Raw genomic sequence first — 15,567 nt, forward strand, 5'->3', positions numbered from 1 at the left:
GATAGTGAAACAGGATTACAGGCAGGCTTTTGAACAAGCATTGGCTGTCTTCCGTGAAAAGTACGGACCAGAAACAGGCGGCATGCTGCTGATGTGTCATGTACATGAATTTCTTCAAAATACCGTCGGCGGGCGGAAATAAGGGAGCGGAAACAATGAATCTACAAAAAATGTTTGAAATGCAAAAGGTGCTTGACGATCGGATCATCAAAGAAAAGGGGCTTGAGGGACAGGACTTGCTGCCGAACCTCATTCTCGCTTTACAAGTGGAGCTGGCCGAGTGTGCGAATGAATGGCGCGGCTTTAAGCATTGGAGTAATAACCAAAAGCCAAGAACAAAAGTATCAACAAATGTTGGTGCGACTCCTGAAAATGCATCCTTTTTCCGGTGTGAAAATGATAATTGCGGAGAGCATTTAAGCAAAAAAGATTTTGAAAACTTATTCGATCCTGATTATGAGGAGTGTCCAATTTGCAAAGTGGGTGATGTAACGGCTTTTCGTGATACAAACCCACTGCTTGAGGAATACGTGGACTGCCTGCATTTTATCTTGAGCATTGGCAATAGAATTGGATTTGATAATGGCGCTACGATTCAGCAGATCATGAGACGGGCAGAAGAAAGGGAATTAGAAACAAATATCGGTATTGGAAAAGCATTTTCACATTTAATGTCACTTGTATATGGTTTCTATTTTTCGATTGAAGACGAGTGGACTTATGTAATGTCTTTTGAGCGCTTTTTGAATTTAGGCAAATTGCTTGGGTTCGCGCCTGAACAGATCGAAGCAGCTTACATGGACAAAAACGCCGTCAATCATCAGCGGCAGCAGGAGGGGTATTGATGAACCACGCTGACAACCCGATCATTTCAGCCGTCATCAGCAAACTAAACGCACAACAGGACAAGGGGCTTGCCAAGTACGGCCAGCCCGTCCAAGTTAATGCCTATGATCTGCGCGGCTGGTTGCAGCATGCACTTGAGGAAACTCTTGATCTTGCAGTCTATCTGGAGGCGGCTATTCAGACTTTAGACAGAAAAGAAGAGACACTACAAGCGACATATAACAATTTGAAAAATAATCCACCTGCTTCCGAATCAATAGAAGATATGGGCGATTACTATATGAACCTTAATTCAGCTCAAGCGATTTATTCCACTGCATTTTTATTAGGTTTTAATCTTAAAAAGGAGGGCGCGGAATGAGCCACACCGACCATCAAATTTTTACGTGAAGTAATCAAAAATCAATATGTCCAAGACGGAGAGCCTGCGGACACTGATCATTGCACAGAATCACTGTGCTCTGATTGGTGTCCGTTTTTTATTTGAACGGAGGGACGGCATGAAGAAGAGGAAGGAAAAGCCCAATAAAAACGCTCAGGAGCGATCAGAGCGCTTTTGGCGGCAAATGATGGGACAAGACAGGCAAACACTTAAAAGAGGCAAAGGCGGGGCGTTAAAGCGTAAATAAGAGGGGGATCATTGTGAGAGATTTACTTTTCAGCTATAAAAGTACACTAAAACAAACAAGAGCAATGTATAAGCCACTTGCGGAAGCAAATGAAAGCGACCTTTCTGCTGCTGGTATGAGAGATAAAAAGAATCTCAGAAATATGATTTCTGATCTCCAATGGACAATCGACTGGCTTGAAAGTGGGAGGCAACCCGTGTCACGTCGCTCAATAGATCGCAGAGCCTCATATCAAAGGACTATGTTCATTGATCCTAAGATAATGGAAGTCTTCTCAAATGATTTTTCTATTCAGCCAGAGCAAACCGGATCAGTTACGGAGGAAGAGCAGAAAATAATTAATGATTGTCTCGGCAAACTTACGAATCGCGAAAAGGAAATTTTTCTTTTGCATATTGTAGAAGGTTTTTCTTATGAACGTATTAGTGCACTGCTCGGTATTGCAAAAGGAACTGTTCAAACAACAATTAACCGTTCACGAATGAAGATTGCAAGATACATTAATTCAAATATTAAAGGTGCATAGGGGGGAAAGAAATGAATCAATTGACATTAAATATTCCTCAAATTGACGAAGAAGCAACGAGAATGAAAGCAGAAAAGCTGCTCGAACAATATCGCATGTACTTGTTACAAGTGCCGGAGGATTTTTTGCCGAAAGTGACCGCAACATACAGCCTTGTTCCGCCCAGCTTTTCGAATGAATTTCATTCCTCCACAGAAGACGCAGCATTAAAACGTATGGATTGGGAGATTGAGAGGGAACGGTTTTTAAAGAGAATGCAAAGAGCGGTTAACCGGCTTTCCCAAAAGGAGCGGCAAATACTTGTCATGCTCTACATGCAGAATGAAGAAATGTATGATTATGAAGTCTATGCAGAAATGAGACTCAGTCAGCGGAGCTACTACCGGACGAAAGCAAAAGCATTTTACCGGCTGGCCTTTGCTCTTCGCGTGGAAGTCTATAAGGACGGGGGCGCGCCGGAATGAATTTTGTTCAGCCGATAAGGGACCCGGAATGCATTTTCTATATCAAACGGTTTTTAAAAGAACAGAGCGAGCGGAATTACATGCTATTTGTCACCGGGATAAATTCAGGTCTCCGCATATCAGATATATTGGAACTGAGAGTAAGGGACGCCAGACGGCCGTATTTCAACCTTATAGAGAAGAAAACCAAAAAGAAAAAGAGAATTGAAATGACGCCGGAACTTCAAAGAGAATTAAAGGCATATATTGAGGGGAAAGAAGATCACGAATATCTTTTCAAAAGCCGCGAAGGGATCAACAAGCCCATTTCCCGGTCGATGGCTTATAAGATTTTGAGGGCTGCTGCTGAGTATGTCAATTTGGATGATATAGGCACGCACACGTTGAGGAAAACATTCGGATACCATTTTTACAAGCAAACAAAAGACGTTGCCATGCTGCAGGAGATTTTTAATCACTCAGATCAGCGGACAACCCTTCGATACATTGGAATCAATCAGGATGCCATGAACAACGCCATGAAGAAATTCAAGATATAAGCAGGCTCATCTCATAAACAAGATGAGTCTTTTTTTCTGCATATTTTTATTGATTCCCTTCAAAAAGAAAACGTGGAATTCATTTTAGGGATATTGTTTGAAAACACGGATGGCAAGGGCTGACGGCACTTCGGGCAGTTGCACAGTATATAAGATATGAGTAATTGGTGGATAATGTGGATATGTTATACTATACAAAAAAGAGGAAGTGGAATAATGGTATTATGGGGAGAATGGGTTGATGTTGATAGAATGGATCCGTGTAAATATCAATGCGCCCACTGTGATGCATTAGTTGGCCCGGATTCAGGTTATTTATGTGATCGACATGGGGGTGCATTGGGGAAAGTCTATATATGTCCTAACTGCAACAGACCCACTTATTTTGAAATGAGTAATGATAGGACTCAAATTCCTTCACCGCGATATGGGAATAAAATAGAGCATCTTCCAGAAGAAATCGAAAAAGTCTACACAGAAATAAGAGATTGTATGTCTCATCAATTATATACGGCAGGTGTATTGTTAGCTAGGAAGCTGTTAATGAATATAGCTGTTGATTCAGGTGCAAAAGAGGGAGAAAGTTTTGTAACCTATGTAAATTTTCTTGAGAGTGAAGGCATTATTCCTAAAGACGGTAAGGATTGGGTTGATGCTATTAGACAAGCGGGTAACATTGCAACTCATAAAATTCCATCAATAAATCAAGAATTAGCAGAAGATATTGTAACGTTTTTAGAATTTTTATTAAGAATAAAGTATGAAATGCCTGGTAGAATGGCAAGAAAATAATTTTGGCACAAACTTGGCACGATAACGGCACACCATTTTGTTTTAGATAAGGTATTATGGTAATAGGTAATAAAATAAGGGAGCGGCACTGCTGATGAGCGGGGGCGCTTTTTTATGTTCTCTGTAAACTGCGTCCGGTAAATCTCAGGATAGACTATTGGATGTTTAAGAAGCCTTTTGAGTATGATTGGTTTAGAAAGAATATAAGTAAAGATGATTTATTGAAAATCTTAGTCGTTAGATATAATTTATGGTAGGATTCACATAGAAAGGAGGGGGGAATCTTGGATCCTAAGTTCGCAAAAATTGCATCTGAGTTAATAGAAGAGTACATGCCAACAATTGAGAAAATTAAAGGGCAGACAACGTATCATATCTATGAAGCTATGATCAAACTAAATGCTGAGATGTTGGCAAAAGCACTAGAAAAATACGAAAAAGCATCTAAAAATTAAGCGAGTTTGATAGTCGCTTTATGAGAAATTTTTGTTTCGCTGTAACTCTCTATGCAAAAAAACAGGCGCTTTCCCAATCGGGAGGGCGCTTTTTCTATTGGAGGGATTTCATTGAAGAATTTAGTAATGCGGGTTACACATTGCAAGGGAGCGGCTTTGGACAAAATTACACAGATTCTTGACGCTGGTCAAATATTAGAAGTCAAGTCAACAAAAGAAGAACCCTCTTTAAAGAATGAATACAACAAGCACGGCGACATTTGTTACAGCATAAGAGGTTATGATCCAGTTTAATTACTAATCGTTCGACAAATTTCGCAAATGATTCCCTTGTCGCTTCCTTTTACCGATAATAAGGTGGGAGGGATTAAGATGAAAAGAGATTTTGATTTAATACGAGAAATACTTATTACTTTAGAAAATGATAATAATCCAGAATCTTGGAAAGTTATTCAACTCGAAGAGAGAGACCAAAAGGTTATAAGTTATCATGTAAAATTGTTAACAGAAGCAGGATTAATAGAAGGAAAAGATACTAATTTAAATCCTGGATTTTGGTGGTATGCAAGGTCATTAACAAATCAAGGCCATGACTTTTTAGACACAATTAAAAATGAGACAACTTATTCTAAGATTAAAGAAAAAATGGGGAATCAGTTAAAGACGGCTCCTTTAACAGTAGTATCGAGTGTAGCAGTGGAAATAGCGAAAGAGTGGACTTTGAGTAAACTTGGTTTCTGATTAAGGATTTATTCTTTGCAAAAACTATTTCTAGTAAATCGTTCGACAAATTTCGCAATTGGTTCCATTATCCCTACCATTACCTCATAATTAGATAGGGAGGAGAATCGCATGAAAAATACAAAAATTACTATTAATGGTGTTGAAATCAACTGTAAGGCTGAGTATATTGATGGAAGAGATAATCACTTGTCAATACAATTTTTAACCCATGGTGCAAATGAATATCATCTGTATTCAAGTTTATTCTCGAATAATAAATTAGACGTGGTAACACCGAGAGGATCGTTCGTAGCAAAACTAGAGAGCTCAACAACAAATTACCAAGGAGAACTAGATAGAAATACGGCCGTCTCCTTTTCAATTGTACTTAAAGAAGCTGAAGCTAATTCTAATGAAAACTGGCAAGCTAATTCTGTGTTCTTATCAATTACCAACAAATTAGATATTGTTACGTTAGTTCAATTGCTTGTGGAAAAAGAATTAATTGACCTGGATGAATTCAATTCAAGATTAGAACAGGTAAATCAAAAGGAATTTACTAAGATTCATAAGATCATTTTTGGTGATTCGGAAGCTGGAGATTGAAATTATAAAAATATTTTAACCAAATATAATGAGTTTGAAGAAAGAAGAAAAACATCCTACGGGGTGTTTTTTATATTCTCTGTAAACTGCGGCCGGTAGATCTCAGGATAGACAATTGGCGGTTAACGGCTTGAGTGCGGGCGCAGTTTAGAAAGAATATGATTGGAGGGATTGGAATGAAGAAAGCTTTGACGCCTTGCAATGAACCCGGCTGTCCAAACCTCACACGAGAGGGCTACTGTGAACAACATAAGCGAACCAAGCCGGCTTATGATCAATACCGGGAGTCTGCGGCCAAACGGGGGTATAACAGCAAATGGAGGCAGTCGCGCGCTGGCTACCTGTCTAAGCATCCGTTATGTGCCGCCTGCTTAATGCAAGGCAGAAGAACCCCGGCGACAGTTGTCGATCATATCGTTCCACATAAAGGCGACAAAAAACTATTCTGGGACTCGGGTAACTGGCAGCCTCTCTGTGGGCCATGCCATAGCCGGAAGACGGCAAAGGAGGATGGAGGATTTGGAAACAGAACATCAAACGTGCGTGTGTGATCAATGCATGACCAGACTTCTTGTCAAAGGCTGTTCAAAGATCAGGAAGCACGACAACGGAATCAAGCAGCATTATATCAAGTGTCCACGCTGCAAGGCTGAGTACACATCCTTCTATACGAACGAGGACATCAGACGAATGCAGCACAGAATACGAAAGATGTTTACTCTTCGTCGTAACATGAAAAAGGAATCAGCTGTTGATCTATATTCAAAGAAAATAGAAGCAGCACAAACGGAAATACAAGCAGCCATGAGCCAGCTGAAGAAGGAGATGGAGACCCCCCACCCTTAAATCCCTAGAGGACTTTTGCCGGAGACCGCGCTCCCCTCCCCATTTTGAAAAATTCCCTAAATGAAAATTCGGAAGGAGGTGAGGGAATGGCCAGACCGCGGGAACCTTTAGATTTGTTACTTTATAAAGGCAAGAAAAACTTGACAAAGCAAGAGATTGAGGAACGTCGGGAACAAGAAATAAAGGCACCAAACGACAAAGTAAAAGCTCCATCGTATTTGCCAAAAGACTTAAAAAGAGAGTTTAAAAAGATAGCGGATGAGCTAAAAAACATCGGAATTATGACTAATTTAGATGTGGACGCGCTTGCCCGTTTTTTGTTTGCTCGAAAACAATACTTGGAAATGACCAAAGTCTTACTCGAAACGCCCATTACTGCATTAGTTGAGGATGATGACGGAAATAAATTTGAAGTAGCGAACAAGACATACAGTGATTTGCTTATCAATCAAGACAAGCTGTTCAAACAATGCAGGCAAGCTTCCAGTGATTTAGGGCTGACCATTTCCTCTCGCTGTAAACTTATTATCCCGAAAAAAGATGATGGGAAACCGAAGTCAAAAGAGGAAGAACGGTTTGGGGGCCGCATGTAATGCAAGAGATTACAGCCGAAATTCTCATTGAGCGGGTTTGGTCATATGCTGGGAAAATTCGCTCCGGGGAAATTAAGGCAGGCAAAAAGCAAAAATGGGCTGTAGAGCGTTTTTTTAAAGATGTTGACCGGCTCGCAGAAGATGACTGTCCTTATTACTTTGATGCTGAAGCTGTTGTGGATTTTTATGAATGGTCGCGGCAATTTAATCATGTCGAAGGTATACTTGCAGGGCAGCCGATTGAATTAACAGACTTTCAGCTTTTTATTGCGGCCAATATATACGGATTCTATAAAAAAGAAAATGGCGCCCGCCGGTTCCGGAAAGCTTATATCCAACTGGCCCGTAAAAATGCGAAATCGCAATTTTTAGCTTTAATCGCGTCGTATGAGATTTTCCCGACACAAGAAAAACACCGGGTATTTATCGCAGGCTGGTCCCGTGAACAATCAGATGAGGTATATCAAGCCATCCTTGAGCAGCTGCATCATGCACCAATACTAAAGGGGAAATACACCTCTGCTAATGGCCGCGTGAAAAAATATAAAACAAACTCTATTATCCAGCCTCTTTCCCGTGAGGCTCGGAAGCTCGGGGATGGTAAAAACCCATCATTGGGCATTGTGGATGAATACCACGCACATGAAACAAGTGAGATTTACGACGTCCTGGACAGCGGGATGGTCGCCCGGCGCAGTCCGTTAATGGCTGTTATTACGACAGCGGGTTTCAACATGGAGCGGCCATGCTTTAAGGAATATCAATATACGAGTAAAATTCTTGATCCAGACATTGACACGGAGAATGATGATTATTTTGTTATGATCTGTGAGCTTGATCCAGAGGACGATATAAAAGATGAATCAAACTGGATTAAGGCCAACCCAATTGTGGCAACGTACCCCGAGGGGATGGAGTCATTACGTTCTGCTTTAAAAGTGGCTCTTGAAGTGCCTGAAAAGATGCGCAGTTTCCTCACCAAAAATATGAACCGATGGGTTGACCAGAAGGACAATGGTTATATGAAGATGACAAAATGGCGCGCTTGCAGCGGGGAAATTCCTGATCTGCAAGGACTGCCCGTTTATTTGGGCCTTGATTTATCAATGACAACAGACTTAACCTCCGTTGGATATGTGGCCGTGCAAGACGGCTTTTTCTATGTCGGTCAACATTCCTTTATGCCTGAAGCCCGAGCCAAAGAAAAAATGGCGACGGATAAAGTGCCATATGATTTGTGGAGAGAGATGGGATTTATCACTTATACATCTGGCGAAGCAGTTGACTATCAATTAGTTGAACAATGGATCATTGAATTTATTCATAAAAACCGTTTTCGGCTACAAGAGACAGCATATGACAAGTGGAATGCTCTTCATTTAGCGCAGCGGCTTGAATCAAAAGGGCATACAATGGTGGAACTGCCGCAGAGAATTAATCATCTTTCATTACCAACAAAAAGCTTTCGAGAAAAGGTATTTGAAAGGAAAGTCGTGCATGGCGATGATCCGGTTTTAACATGGGCAATTAATAACGCAATTACGAAAATGGACCCGCAAGAGAATATCATGCTGGATAAAGCAAAATCACCGCAGAGAATTGACCCTATTGCGGCTGTTATAAATGCATTTGCCCGTGCGATGTATTTCGGCAATAGTGGAAGAGTTGATTTGAATGAACATTTTGGCTCCGGCAATTTCAGTTTTTAGGATGTGAGAAGTATGAAAAAGATTAGTGTCTTTTTTGCTGCCTTGTTTAACCCTAGAGTTTTTAAAAAAGGGTTTTCTTTTTTCTTATTGATATTAAATGATCTGCTGTTTATGGCGGGAGCCGCCTTTATTCTGACAGCTGTCTATAGATGGAGCACAAACATCGGTCTTATTCTGACGGGTGTCTTTTTAATGTTTTATGCGTACCTCATATCAAAGAAAGCGAGGTGATATAAATGCTACTCGAACGAATGTTTGAGAAACGTTCTGGCTCGTCAGATCATGAAGATGGTTTTAACAACATTTTATTAAACATGTTCGGCGGCCGGAAAACAGCAAGCGGCGAAAGAGTGAGTGAAAGCAACTCACTTGTGCAGCCGGACATATTTGCATGTGTCAATGTATTGTCGGATGACATTGCGAAACTGCCGATTCACACATATAAAAGAACGGAAGGCGGCATAGAACGGAAACCCGAGCACATGTCCGCGCATGCTGTTTATGCTCGGCCGAATCCTTACATGACAGCCTTCACGTGGAAAAAGCTCATGATGACTCATGTTCTGACTTGGGGGAATGCATATTCCTATATTCAATTCGGACCACATGGTTACCCGGAAGCGCTCTTCCCCTTACGCCCTGATTACACGAATGCTTACGTTCATCCGACAACAGGGATGCTGTGGTATCAAACTGTGTTAAACGGGAAAGCCATTGAATTATATGACTACGAGGTACTGCATTTTAAAGGGCTTTCGACTGACGGAATACATGGTAAATCACCTATTGGTGTTGTGCGGGAGCATATCGGGGCGCAAGCGGCTGCCACAAAATATAACGCCAAACTGTACAAGAATGAGGCAACTCCTCGGGGGATATTGAAAGTTCCGGCGTTCCTGGATGAAAAACCAAAAGAGAACGTGCGCAAAGAGTGGAAACGGGTGAATCAAGGTGAAAATATCGCCATTATAGATAACGGACTGGAATATCAATCTATTTCCATGCCTCTGCAAGAAGCTCAATTCGTTGAGTCTATGAAGTTTAACAAAGCACAGATTTCCATGATTTATAAAGTACCGTTGCATAAGCTGAACGAATTGGATAAAGCGACATTTTCAAATATTGAGCATCAGTCCATTGAATATGTCAGAAACACGCTGCAGCCATGGATTGTAAATTTTGAACAAGAACTAAACGTTAAATTGTTCTTAGATCACGATCAGAAAAGCGGCCATTACGTGAAATTCAATATAGACAGCGAGCTGCGCGGCGACAGTAAGACGCAAGCGGAGTATTTGAAAACACTTCATGAAACAGGAGTGCTGAATAAAGACGAAATCAGAGAATTACTTGAGCGCAACCCTATTGAAAACGGCGACAAATATATCTCCAGCTTAAACTATGTGTTCCTCGATTTTGTGGAAGAATATCAGCGGCTTAAAGCTGGCGGCGCCATGAAGGGGGGTGACAACAAGAATGAAGGATAAAGAGGTTCGGCATTTGACGACGCCGATCGAGCTGCGTTCCGAAGGTGAGGGGCAAAGTGAATATATCGAAGGGTACGCTCTCAAATTCGAAAAATGGTCTGAACGCTTGGGCTGGTTTAAAGAGATAATCAGCAGAACAGCTCTTGACTCAGCTGACATGTCTAACGTCATCGCCCTTTTCAACCATCAGCAAGATTTTCCCTTGGCGAGAAATACCGTTTCCGGGGATACTGGCCGCCTTGAATTAGATACAGACGGGATAGGCCTCAAATTCCGATTCAAGCCCTCAGACACGTCATATGCGCGTGATTTAATGGAGAATGTCCGGAGCGGCGTGATCAATCAGTGCTCCTTTGCTTTTTCATTGGATTATGGGGATGCTGAGGCAGATGAATGGCGTATCAATGAAGATGAGGACATTTACGAGCGACGAATCAATAAAATCAATCGCATTTTCGATATTTCACTCGTCACTACGCCTGCTTACAGCGATACTGAGGCGGTTGTAGGTGCCCGCAGTTTAGAAAAGGTTGAGCAGCTGAAAGAAAGACGTAATTCATCAGATGAAGCGTTAAAAATGGAATTGGAACTATTAGGCCTTGTACTCCCGGAGTAAGGTCTTTTTTAGTGCAGAAAACAAGGAGGAAATGATTTTATGCCAATGCAAATGAGCAAAAAAGAAATCGCATTAAGACAACAGTTTACTGAAAAGAAGCAGCAAGCAGACAAGGCGCTGCAGGAGGGCAATACCGATGAAGCGCGTGCATTGCTTGATGAAGTGAAACAGCTTAAAAATCAAATCGAATTGATGACCGAAGGACGTTCACTTGATGTCCCGGATTTACCGGGCGGTGTAAACTTTGTGCCCGAGCAAGAGCGCAACCCAGAGGGGCAGCGTTCACAAGGTCAAGGAAATGAGGAAAGGCAACAGCAATACAGCAAAGCTTTCCTTAAAGGATTGAGAGGCAAAAGACTTACCGACGAAGAGCGTGACCTTCTGGATAGTCCAGAATTTAGAGCGATGTCCGGTATAAATGATGAAGATGGCGGAATTTTGATCCCAGAGGATATTGGAAGGCAAATCCATGAATTTAAACGTCAGTTTGAGCCGTTGGAACAATATGTAACCGTTGAACCTGTCACAACTCGATCTGGAACTCGTTTACTTGAGAAAAATGCTGATATGGTGCCGTTTTCACCCGTAGAGGAATTGGGGAATTTACCTGAGATTGATCAGCCTAGATTCACAAAAGTATCCTACTCAATCATAGATTATGGTGGCATCATGACTCTATCTAATTCAATGTTGAATGACTCTGACCAAGCGATCATGAAATATGTAGCAAAATGGTTCGCAAAGAAATCAGTTGTTACCCGTAACAATTTGATTTTGGCTGCAATTGCATCATTGAAAAAAGTAGATATTGATGGTTTGGATGGTATTAAAAAAGCATTAAATGTCACGCTTGATCCGATGGTGGCGCCGGGTTCTATCGTGCTGACAAACCAAGACGGATATGACTGGTTAGACACGCTTAAAGATGGAACAGGCAGATACCTATTACAGCCAGACCCAACCAATCCTACAAAGAAGTTGCTTGATGGACGACCTGTCGTGCCTTTTACTAACAGAGTATTAAAAACTCAAAAAGGTAAAGCTCCACTCATCATCGGGAATTTAAAAGAAGCGATTGTTCTGTTTGATCGTGAACAACAGTCAATTGCATCCACAGACACAGGGGCAGGAGCATTTGAAACAAATTCAACAAAAGTCAGAGGGATTGAACGAGAAGATGTCCGTAAATGGGATGAGGATGCTGTAGTATTCGGACAAATCACGGTTGAATAAGGAGAGATAAGTATGAGCTATTCAACAAAAAACTACACCGCCGACGGGGGAAATCGTACCGTCATCGGCGGTGTTTTAGAAATTGCCGGGGGCAAGGTCATTAAAGATGGACAAGAGGTCAGTTTTGGCGGCAACCAATCTGAACCAGGACCCGGAAGCGTAACCCATGAAATGCTGGCGGATAAGTCGGTCCGCAGCAGGAATATCGGCACCGGCAGTGTAATGGAAGAACACTTAAATTCATCTGTTTTAGATCGTCTCAAGGCTATTGAGGATAAATTGAAAGAGCTTGCCAGTTCTGAGTCTGACGGAAAAACGGAATAAAAAATAAAAGGAAAAGGATGATTACAGATGGCTGAAGATTATTTATATGAAAGTAATGGAGTCAAAACTTCATCTGAAAAAGGAAAAGACGGCAAGGCGATAACGCCGGTCTATCTCAAAGAAAACAGCGAAGAAAATCCTCTTTTTGTAAAAGGACTGCAGGGTGAAAAAGGTGAGAAAGGAGACAAAGGCGATATCGGTAAACAAGGTCCTCAAGGAGAACCGGGGGAACCCGGCCCGCAAGGACCAAAAGGCGATAAGGGGGAACCCGGGGAACAGGGACCACAGGGTGAACCGGGACCGGCCGGACCAAAGGGAGATACTGGCGAGCAAGGCCCGCAAGGTGAGAAAGGAGACAAGGGTGATCCGGCTGTTATTGAAGAAAGCAGCATTACGTATGAAATGCTTGCAGAAAAATCAGTCCGGAGTAAAAACATCGGAACTGGCAGCGTGATGCCGGAGCATCTAAACAGCGAAATTACAAAATTGCTTGATGAATTGAAACAAAAAATGAATAACCTTGAAAGTGACCTGGCTGCTTTGAAAGGAACAGAAGAAGAACCGACAGAATAGGCGGTGTGTCCTGAATGGATTTAGAGGCTATTAAAAACTATTTAAAGGTCGAGCATGAAGAAGATGATCGTCAGCTTTTGAATCAAATGGCGGCGGCCAAAAGCTATATTATCAACGGGATAGGCAGGTATATTGAAGGGCACCCGCAATTTGAGCTGGTGCTTCAAATGCTTGTCCAACATTGGTATGAAAACAAAGGGATATATGAGACCGGGGGAACCGGCTTATCTATCCCTTTTACTGCTGAAAATATATTGACGCAGCTGCGTTATGTATCTGTGGAGGAACAAGAAAATGAGAAAAAAGATCAGCCAACTCCGGCACCGTCTGACCTTTCAAAAGAAAACCGAGACACAGGATGAAGAAGGTAATTGGAATGCAACCTATGTGGACTTATTCACGGTCTGGGGAGCTGTAGAGGGGGCTGGCTCTCTCGGAAATAGCGAAACTATGATTGCCGGAGCATTGGGAGTCAAGACTCCAAAAAAAATCACGGTGCGTTACCGGAAGGATATAAAACCGAATATGCGGATTGTTAAGCGCGTTCCTAAAGAAAAGACGGAACGCGTTTTTGATATTTTGGACACTAACGATCCGGATGATCAGGGGGAAGAGCTTGAGATTCTTTGTCAGGAGGTGGGAATCAATGGCTGATATGAGCTTTGACGGCATAGAGGATCTAACGCAGTATTTTAAAAAAATCGGCGGAGACGTCGAAAAGGTGGAACCCGTAGCGCTAAAGGCCGGCGGTGAAATTATCGCTGAACGGCAACGCTCCCACGTTAACCGGAGTGATAAAAAACAACCTCATATGCAGGACAACATCACAGTCTCCAATGTCAGAGAATCCAAGGACGGAGTGAGGTTTGTGGCCGTTGGTCCGAATAAAAAGGTAGCGTATCGCGGGAGGTTCTTGGAGTGGGGAACCTCAAAAATGCCGCCGCAACCGTTCATAGAAAAAGGCGGAAAAGAAGGGGAGGGCCCCGCTGTGGAACTAATGGAGCGAATACTTACAGCGCCGATCAAATGACCTACTCTCCTAAAATTGAATTGGTGAGCACACTTAATTCCAGTGCCTTATTAAAAGGCCTGACATCTGGCGGAATTCATAACCTCGTTGCGAATGATGTCAGCGCATTTCCGAGAGTAGTTTTTTCGGAGATTCAAGATGCTGATGCGGATTTTGCAGACAACCAGGTCTATTCATTTGAGGTGCGTTATCAGATCAGTATTTTCACTCAAGCGAGCACCCGCGGCAAGGAAACAGCGATTGCTGCGGAAATAGATAAGCTTATGCGAGAAATCGGCTACAGCCGGTATGATTCGCAAGATTTATACGAAACAGACACAAAGGTCTTTCATAAGGCCAGACGTTATAAAAAAACCTATTATCAGGAGGGGAAATAGATGGGGAAAGTATTATCTGGTTTGGATATGTTTCATATCGCAGAAGTATTAAAAGACACAAAAGATGAATTAAAATTTTCTGTTCCCGAAGAAATACCGGGCGCCGTTAACTTAAAAATTGATCCTAAATCAGAACAGGAGGTTTTTTATGCCGACAACGTGGCATATGCCACTGTTAATAGTTTAAGTGATATTGATGGTGAAATGGAAGTTGCCGACCTTCCTCTTGACATGCAGTCAAGGATTTTCGGTAAGCAAGTGGAGAATGGCATTCATTTTTCTAGTGCTGATGATAAGACACTAGAGATTGCTCTTGGTTTCCGGGCCAAGCTCTCTACCGGCGGGTACAGATACTATTGGGTGCTTAAAGGGACCCCAGAATTAGTACCGATTGAACACAAAACGGACGAAGGGAAAGCTACACCCCAAACAGCGCAGGTCAAAATTAAATTCATGCCTCTTACTAATGTAAAAGAGGGTAAGCGCAGATGGGATGCAAAAGCAGAAGAAGATAAGGCCAATGGGATTAATGCTGAAACATGGTTCAAACAAGTTGTCTATAAGGACATCACGAAAGAGGGAACGCCTGTCGTTGATGTCGGTAAATAATTCATTGAGCGCCTAAGAGCGCTCTTTTTATATGAAAAAGGAGGAACTTACATGGAAGCATTGTCTATTACACTTCGGCTTGATGGCAAAGATAAAAAATTTGTTACACCTGACCACATTACAGGTTTATTGTTTCGAAAGGCTGCAAAGATTGCAGACGATTTTGAATCACAAGATTCAGAGCGTCTTTTTACTAATGAACAGGTTGAATTTGTCTGTAATACCTTTGGCCAGAAATTTACACCTGATGAGTTTGAAAAAGGAATTGATGCCCGGCTGGTAGGAAGAACAATCTATGCTGCTGCACAGTATGTGTTGGGGAATATTGCGGAAGCAACGGCTCTTTTAAATAGCGAGGGAATTTCCAGCGGTGAAGAGCCGGGGGAGTGAGTCTGCCTGAGTCAGTCCTTGATATGTATAACGCCCTTGAGGAAATAGGATATACGCAGAATCAAATTGACGAAATGGACATTGTCTATCATCTGAAAAGACTGGCTCGGAGAAAATCACAAGAGAAGACCCAAACGAAGGCAAAAAACAATGATGAACCTATGTATATTGATCAATTTCTCGGATAAGGAGGTGCCCGA

The 15,567-nt window shown here is 42.1% G+C and carries 29 protein-coding genes; all 29 read left to right on the forward strand.

Translation table 11 applies throughout. The features are described 5' to 3' along the window. Positions 1–4 precede the first annotated feature (4 nt). Positions 5–142: a hypothetical protein gene (locus tag SB24_RS20115; protein WP_172437940.1), complete on the forward strand. Its 138-nt coding sequence runs from the start codon at positions 5–7 to the stop codon at positions 140–142. A 13-nt stretch (positions 143–155) separates the two neighbouring features. Next, entirely contained in the window at positions 156–845 is a 690-nt protein-coding gene (locus tag SB24_RS00215) for a dUTP diphosphatase (RefSeq protein ID WP_039251256.1), read from the forward strand. After that, entirely contained in the window at positions 845–1,207 is a 363-nt protein-coding gene (locus SB24_RS20290) for a hypothetical protein (protein ID WP_225562147.1), read from the forward strand. The genes SB24_RS00215 and SB24_RS20290 overlap by 1 nt, the downstream gene beginning before the upstream one ends. 139 nt (positions 1,208–1,346) lie before the next feature. Beyond that, positions 1,347–1,475 (forward strand): hypothetical protein, encoded by a 129-nt coding sequence (locus SB24_RS20610; protein WP_099686887.1) that lies wholly within the window; start codon positions 1,347–1,349, stop codon positions 1,473–1,475. Positions 1,476–1,488: 13 nt separating this feature from the next. Continuing rightward, positions 1,489–2,001, forward strand: coding sequence for a sigma-70 family RNA polymerase sigma factor (locus SB24_RS00225; RefSeq protein ID WP_039251258.1), 513 nt, complete (start codon positions 1,489–1,491; stop codon positions 1,999–2,001). An 11-nt stretch (positions 2,002–2,012) separates the two neighbouring features. After that, on the forward strand, positions 2,013–2,465 hold the full coding sequence (locus tag SB24_RS00230) for an ArpU family phage packaging/lysis transcriptional regulator (protein ID WP_039251261.1): 453 nt from the start codon (positions 2,013–2,015) through the stop codon (positions 2,463–2,465). Next, positions 2,462–3,004, forward strand: coding sequence for a tyrosine-type recombinase/integrase (locus SB24_RS00235; RefSeq protein WP_039251262.1), 543 nt, complete (start codon positions 2,462–2,464; stop codon positions 3,002–3,004). Before SB24_RS00230 ends, SB24_RS00235 begins: the two co-directional genes overlap by 4 nt. A gap of 216 nt (positions 3,005–3,220) precedes the next feature. Further along, positions 3,221–3,796, forward strand: coding sequence for a DUF4145 domain-containing protein (locus SB24_RS00240; RefSeq protein WP_039251265.1), 576 nt, complete (start codon positions 3,221–3,223; stop codon positions 3,794–3,796). 284 nt (positions 3,797–4,080) lie between these two features. After that, a complete protein-coding gene (locus SB24_RS19875) occupies positions 4,081–4,251 on the forward strand; it encodes a hypothetical protein (RefSeq protein WP_153952963.1) in 171 nt (56 codons plus the stop codon). A gap of 111 nt (positions 4,252–4,362) precedes the next feature. After that, entirely contained in the window at positions 4,363–4,545 is a 183-nt protein-coding gene (locus tag SB24_RS00245) for a hypothetical protein (RefSeq protein WP_039251267.1), read from the forward strand. Between the two features lie 78 nt (positions 4,546–4,623). Then, on the forward strand, positions 4,624–4,992 hold the full coding sequence (locus tag SB24_RS00250; RefSeq protein ID WP_052250224.1) for a DUF2513 domain-containing protein: 369 nt from the start codon (positions 4,624–4,626) through the stop codon (positions 4,990–4,992). Between the two features lie 111 nt (positions 4,993–5,103). Continuing rightward, complete coding sequence (locus SB24_RS00255) at positions 5,104–5,580, forward strand: hypothetical protein (protein ID WP_039251269.1); 477 nt, start codon at positions 5,104–5,106, stop codon at positions 5,578–5,580. A gap of 176 nt (positions 5,581–5,756) precedes the next feature. Next, on the forward strand, positions 5,757–6,131 hold the full coding sequence (locus tag SB24_RS00260) for an HNH endonuclease signature motif containing protein (RefSeq protein ID WP_039251271.1): 375 nt from the start codon (positions 5,757–5,759) through the stop codon (positions 6,129–6,131). Beyond that, on the forward strand, positions 6,091–6,426 hold the full coding sequence (locus SB24_RS00265) for a transglycosylase (RefSeq protein WP_225562146.1): 336 nt from the start codon (positions 6,091–6,093) through the stop codon (positions 6,424–6,426). The genes SB24_RS00260 and SB24_RS00265 overlap by 41 nt, the downstream gene beginning before the upstream one ends. 86 nt (positions 6,427–6,512) lie before the next feature. Beyond that, positions 6,513–7,019 (forward strand): phage terminase small subunit P27 family, encoded by a 507-nt coding sequence (locus SB24_RS00270; protein ID WP_039251274.1) that lies wholly within the window; start codon positions 6,513–6,515, stop codon positions 7,017–7,019. Continuing rightward, complete coding sequence (locus SB24_RS00275) at positions 7,019–8,728, forward strand: terminase large subunit (RefSeq protein WP_039251276.1); 1,710 nt, start codon at positions 7,019–7,021, stop codon at positions 8,726–8,728. Before SB24_RS00270 ends, SB24_RS00275 begins: the two co-directional genes overlap by 1 nt. A gap of 12 nt (positions 8,729–8,740) precedes the next feature. Then, positions 8,741–8,959 (forward strand): hypothetical protein, encoded by a 219-nt coding sequence (locus SB24_RS00280; RefSeq protein WP_015968213.1) that lies wholly within the window; start codon positions 8,741–8,743, stop codon positions 8,957–8,959. A gap of 5 nt (positions 8,960–8,964) precedes the next feature. Next, complete coding sequence (locus tag SB24_RS00285; RefSeq protein WP_039251278.1) at positions 8,965–10,215, forward strand: phage portal protein; 1,251 nt, start codon at positions 8,965–8,967, stop codon at positions 10,213–10,215. Beyond that, the gene (locus tag SB24_RS00290; protein WP_039251280.1) at positions 10,205–10,831 is read left to right on the forward strand and encodes an HK97 family phage prohead protease; all 627 of its coding nucleotides are present in this window, start codon (positions 10,205–10,207) and stop codon (positions 10,829–10,831) included. The genes SB24_RS00285 and SB24_RS00290 overlap by 11 nt, the downstream gene beginning before the upstream one ends. A gap of 39 nt (positions 10,832–10,870) precedes the next feature. Beyond that, the gene (locus tag SB24_RS00295; protein ID WP_039251281.1) at positions 10,871–12,064 is read left to right on the forward strand and encodes a phage major capsid protein; all 1,194 of its coding nucleotides are present in this window, start codon (positions 10,871–10,873) and stop codon (positions 12,062–12,064) included. A 12-nt stretch (positions 12,065–12,076) separates the two neighbouring features. Further along, positions 12,077–12,388: a hypothetical protein gene (locus SB24_RS00300; protein ID WP_039251284.1), complete on the forward strand. Its 312-nt coding sequence runs from the start codon at positions 12,077–12,079 to the stop codon at positions 12,386–12,388. A 27-nt stretch (positions 12,389–12,415) separates the two neighbouring features. Continuing rightward, positions 12,416–12,961 (forward strand): collagen-like domain-containing protein, encoded by a 546-nt coding sequence (locus tag SB24_RS00305; RefSeq protein ID WP_039251286.1) that lies wholly within the window; start codon positions 12,416–12,418, stop codon positions 12,959–12,961. Positions 12,962–12,975: 14 nt separating this feature from the next. Next, positions 12,976–13,323 carry a head-tail connector protein gene (locus tag SB24_RS00310; protein WP_039251288.1) on the forward strand — a complete coding sequence of 116 codons (348 nt, stop codon included), beginning with the start codon at positions 12,976–12,978 and terminating at the stop codon, positions 13,321–13,323. After that, positions 13,256–13,615 carry a phage head closure protein gene (locus SB24_RS00315; RefSeq protein ID WP_039251289.1) on the forward strand — a complete coding sequence of 120 codons (360 nt, stop codon included), beginning with the start codon at positions 13,256–13,258 and terminating at the stop codon, positions 13,613–13,615. Before SB24_RS00310 ends, SB24_RS00315 begins: the two co-directional genes overlap by 68 nt. Further along, positions 13,608–13,991, forward strand: a complete 384-nt coding sequence (locus tag SB24_RS00320; protein ID WP_039251291.1) for an HK97-gp10 family putative phage morphogenesis protein — start codon at positions 13,608–13,610, stop codon at positions 13,989–13,991. Before SB24_RS00315 ends, SB24_RS00320 begins: the two co-directional genes overlap by 8 nt. Beyond that, positions 13,988–14,368 carry a tail completion protein gp17 gene (gene gp17, locus SB24_RS00325; RefSeq protein ID WP_039251293.1) on the forward strand — a complete coding sequence of 127 codons (381 nt, stop codon included), beginning with the start codon at positions 13,988–13,990 and terminating at the stop codon, positions 14,366–14,368. The genes SB24_RS00320 and gp17 overlap by 4 nt, the downstream gene beginning before the upstream one ends. Continuing rightward, on the forward strand, positions 14,369–14,977 hold the full coding sequence (locus SB24_RS00330) for a major tail protein (RefSeq protein WP_039251295.1): 609 nt from the start codon (positions 14,369–14,371) through the stop codon (positions 14,975–14,977). A gap of 51 nt (positions 14,978–15,028) precedes the next feature. Further along, entirely contained in the window at positions 15,029–15,367 is a 339-nt protein-coding gene (gene gpG, locus SB24_RS00335) for a phage tail assembly chaperone G (protein WP_039251296.1), read from the forward strand. A 2-nt stretch (positions 15,368–15,369) separates the two neighbouring features. After that, the gene (locus SB24_RS00340; protein ID WP_172437946.1) at positions 15,370–15,555 is read left to right on the forward strand and encodes a hypothetical protein; all 186 of its coding nucleotides are present in this window, start codon (positions 15,370–15,372) and stop codon (positions 15,553–15,555) included. Positions 15,556–15,567: the final 12 nt, after the last annotated feature.

The sequence above is a fragment of the Bacillus sp. Pc3 genome (assembly GCF_000815145.1).
Taxonomy (GTDB): domain Bacteria; phylum Bacillota; class Bacilli; order Bacillales; family Bacillaceae; genus Bacillus; species Bacillus velezensis.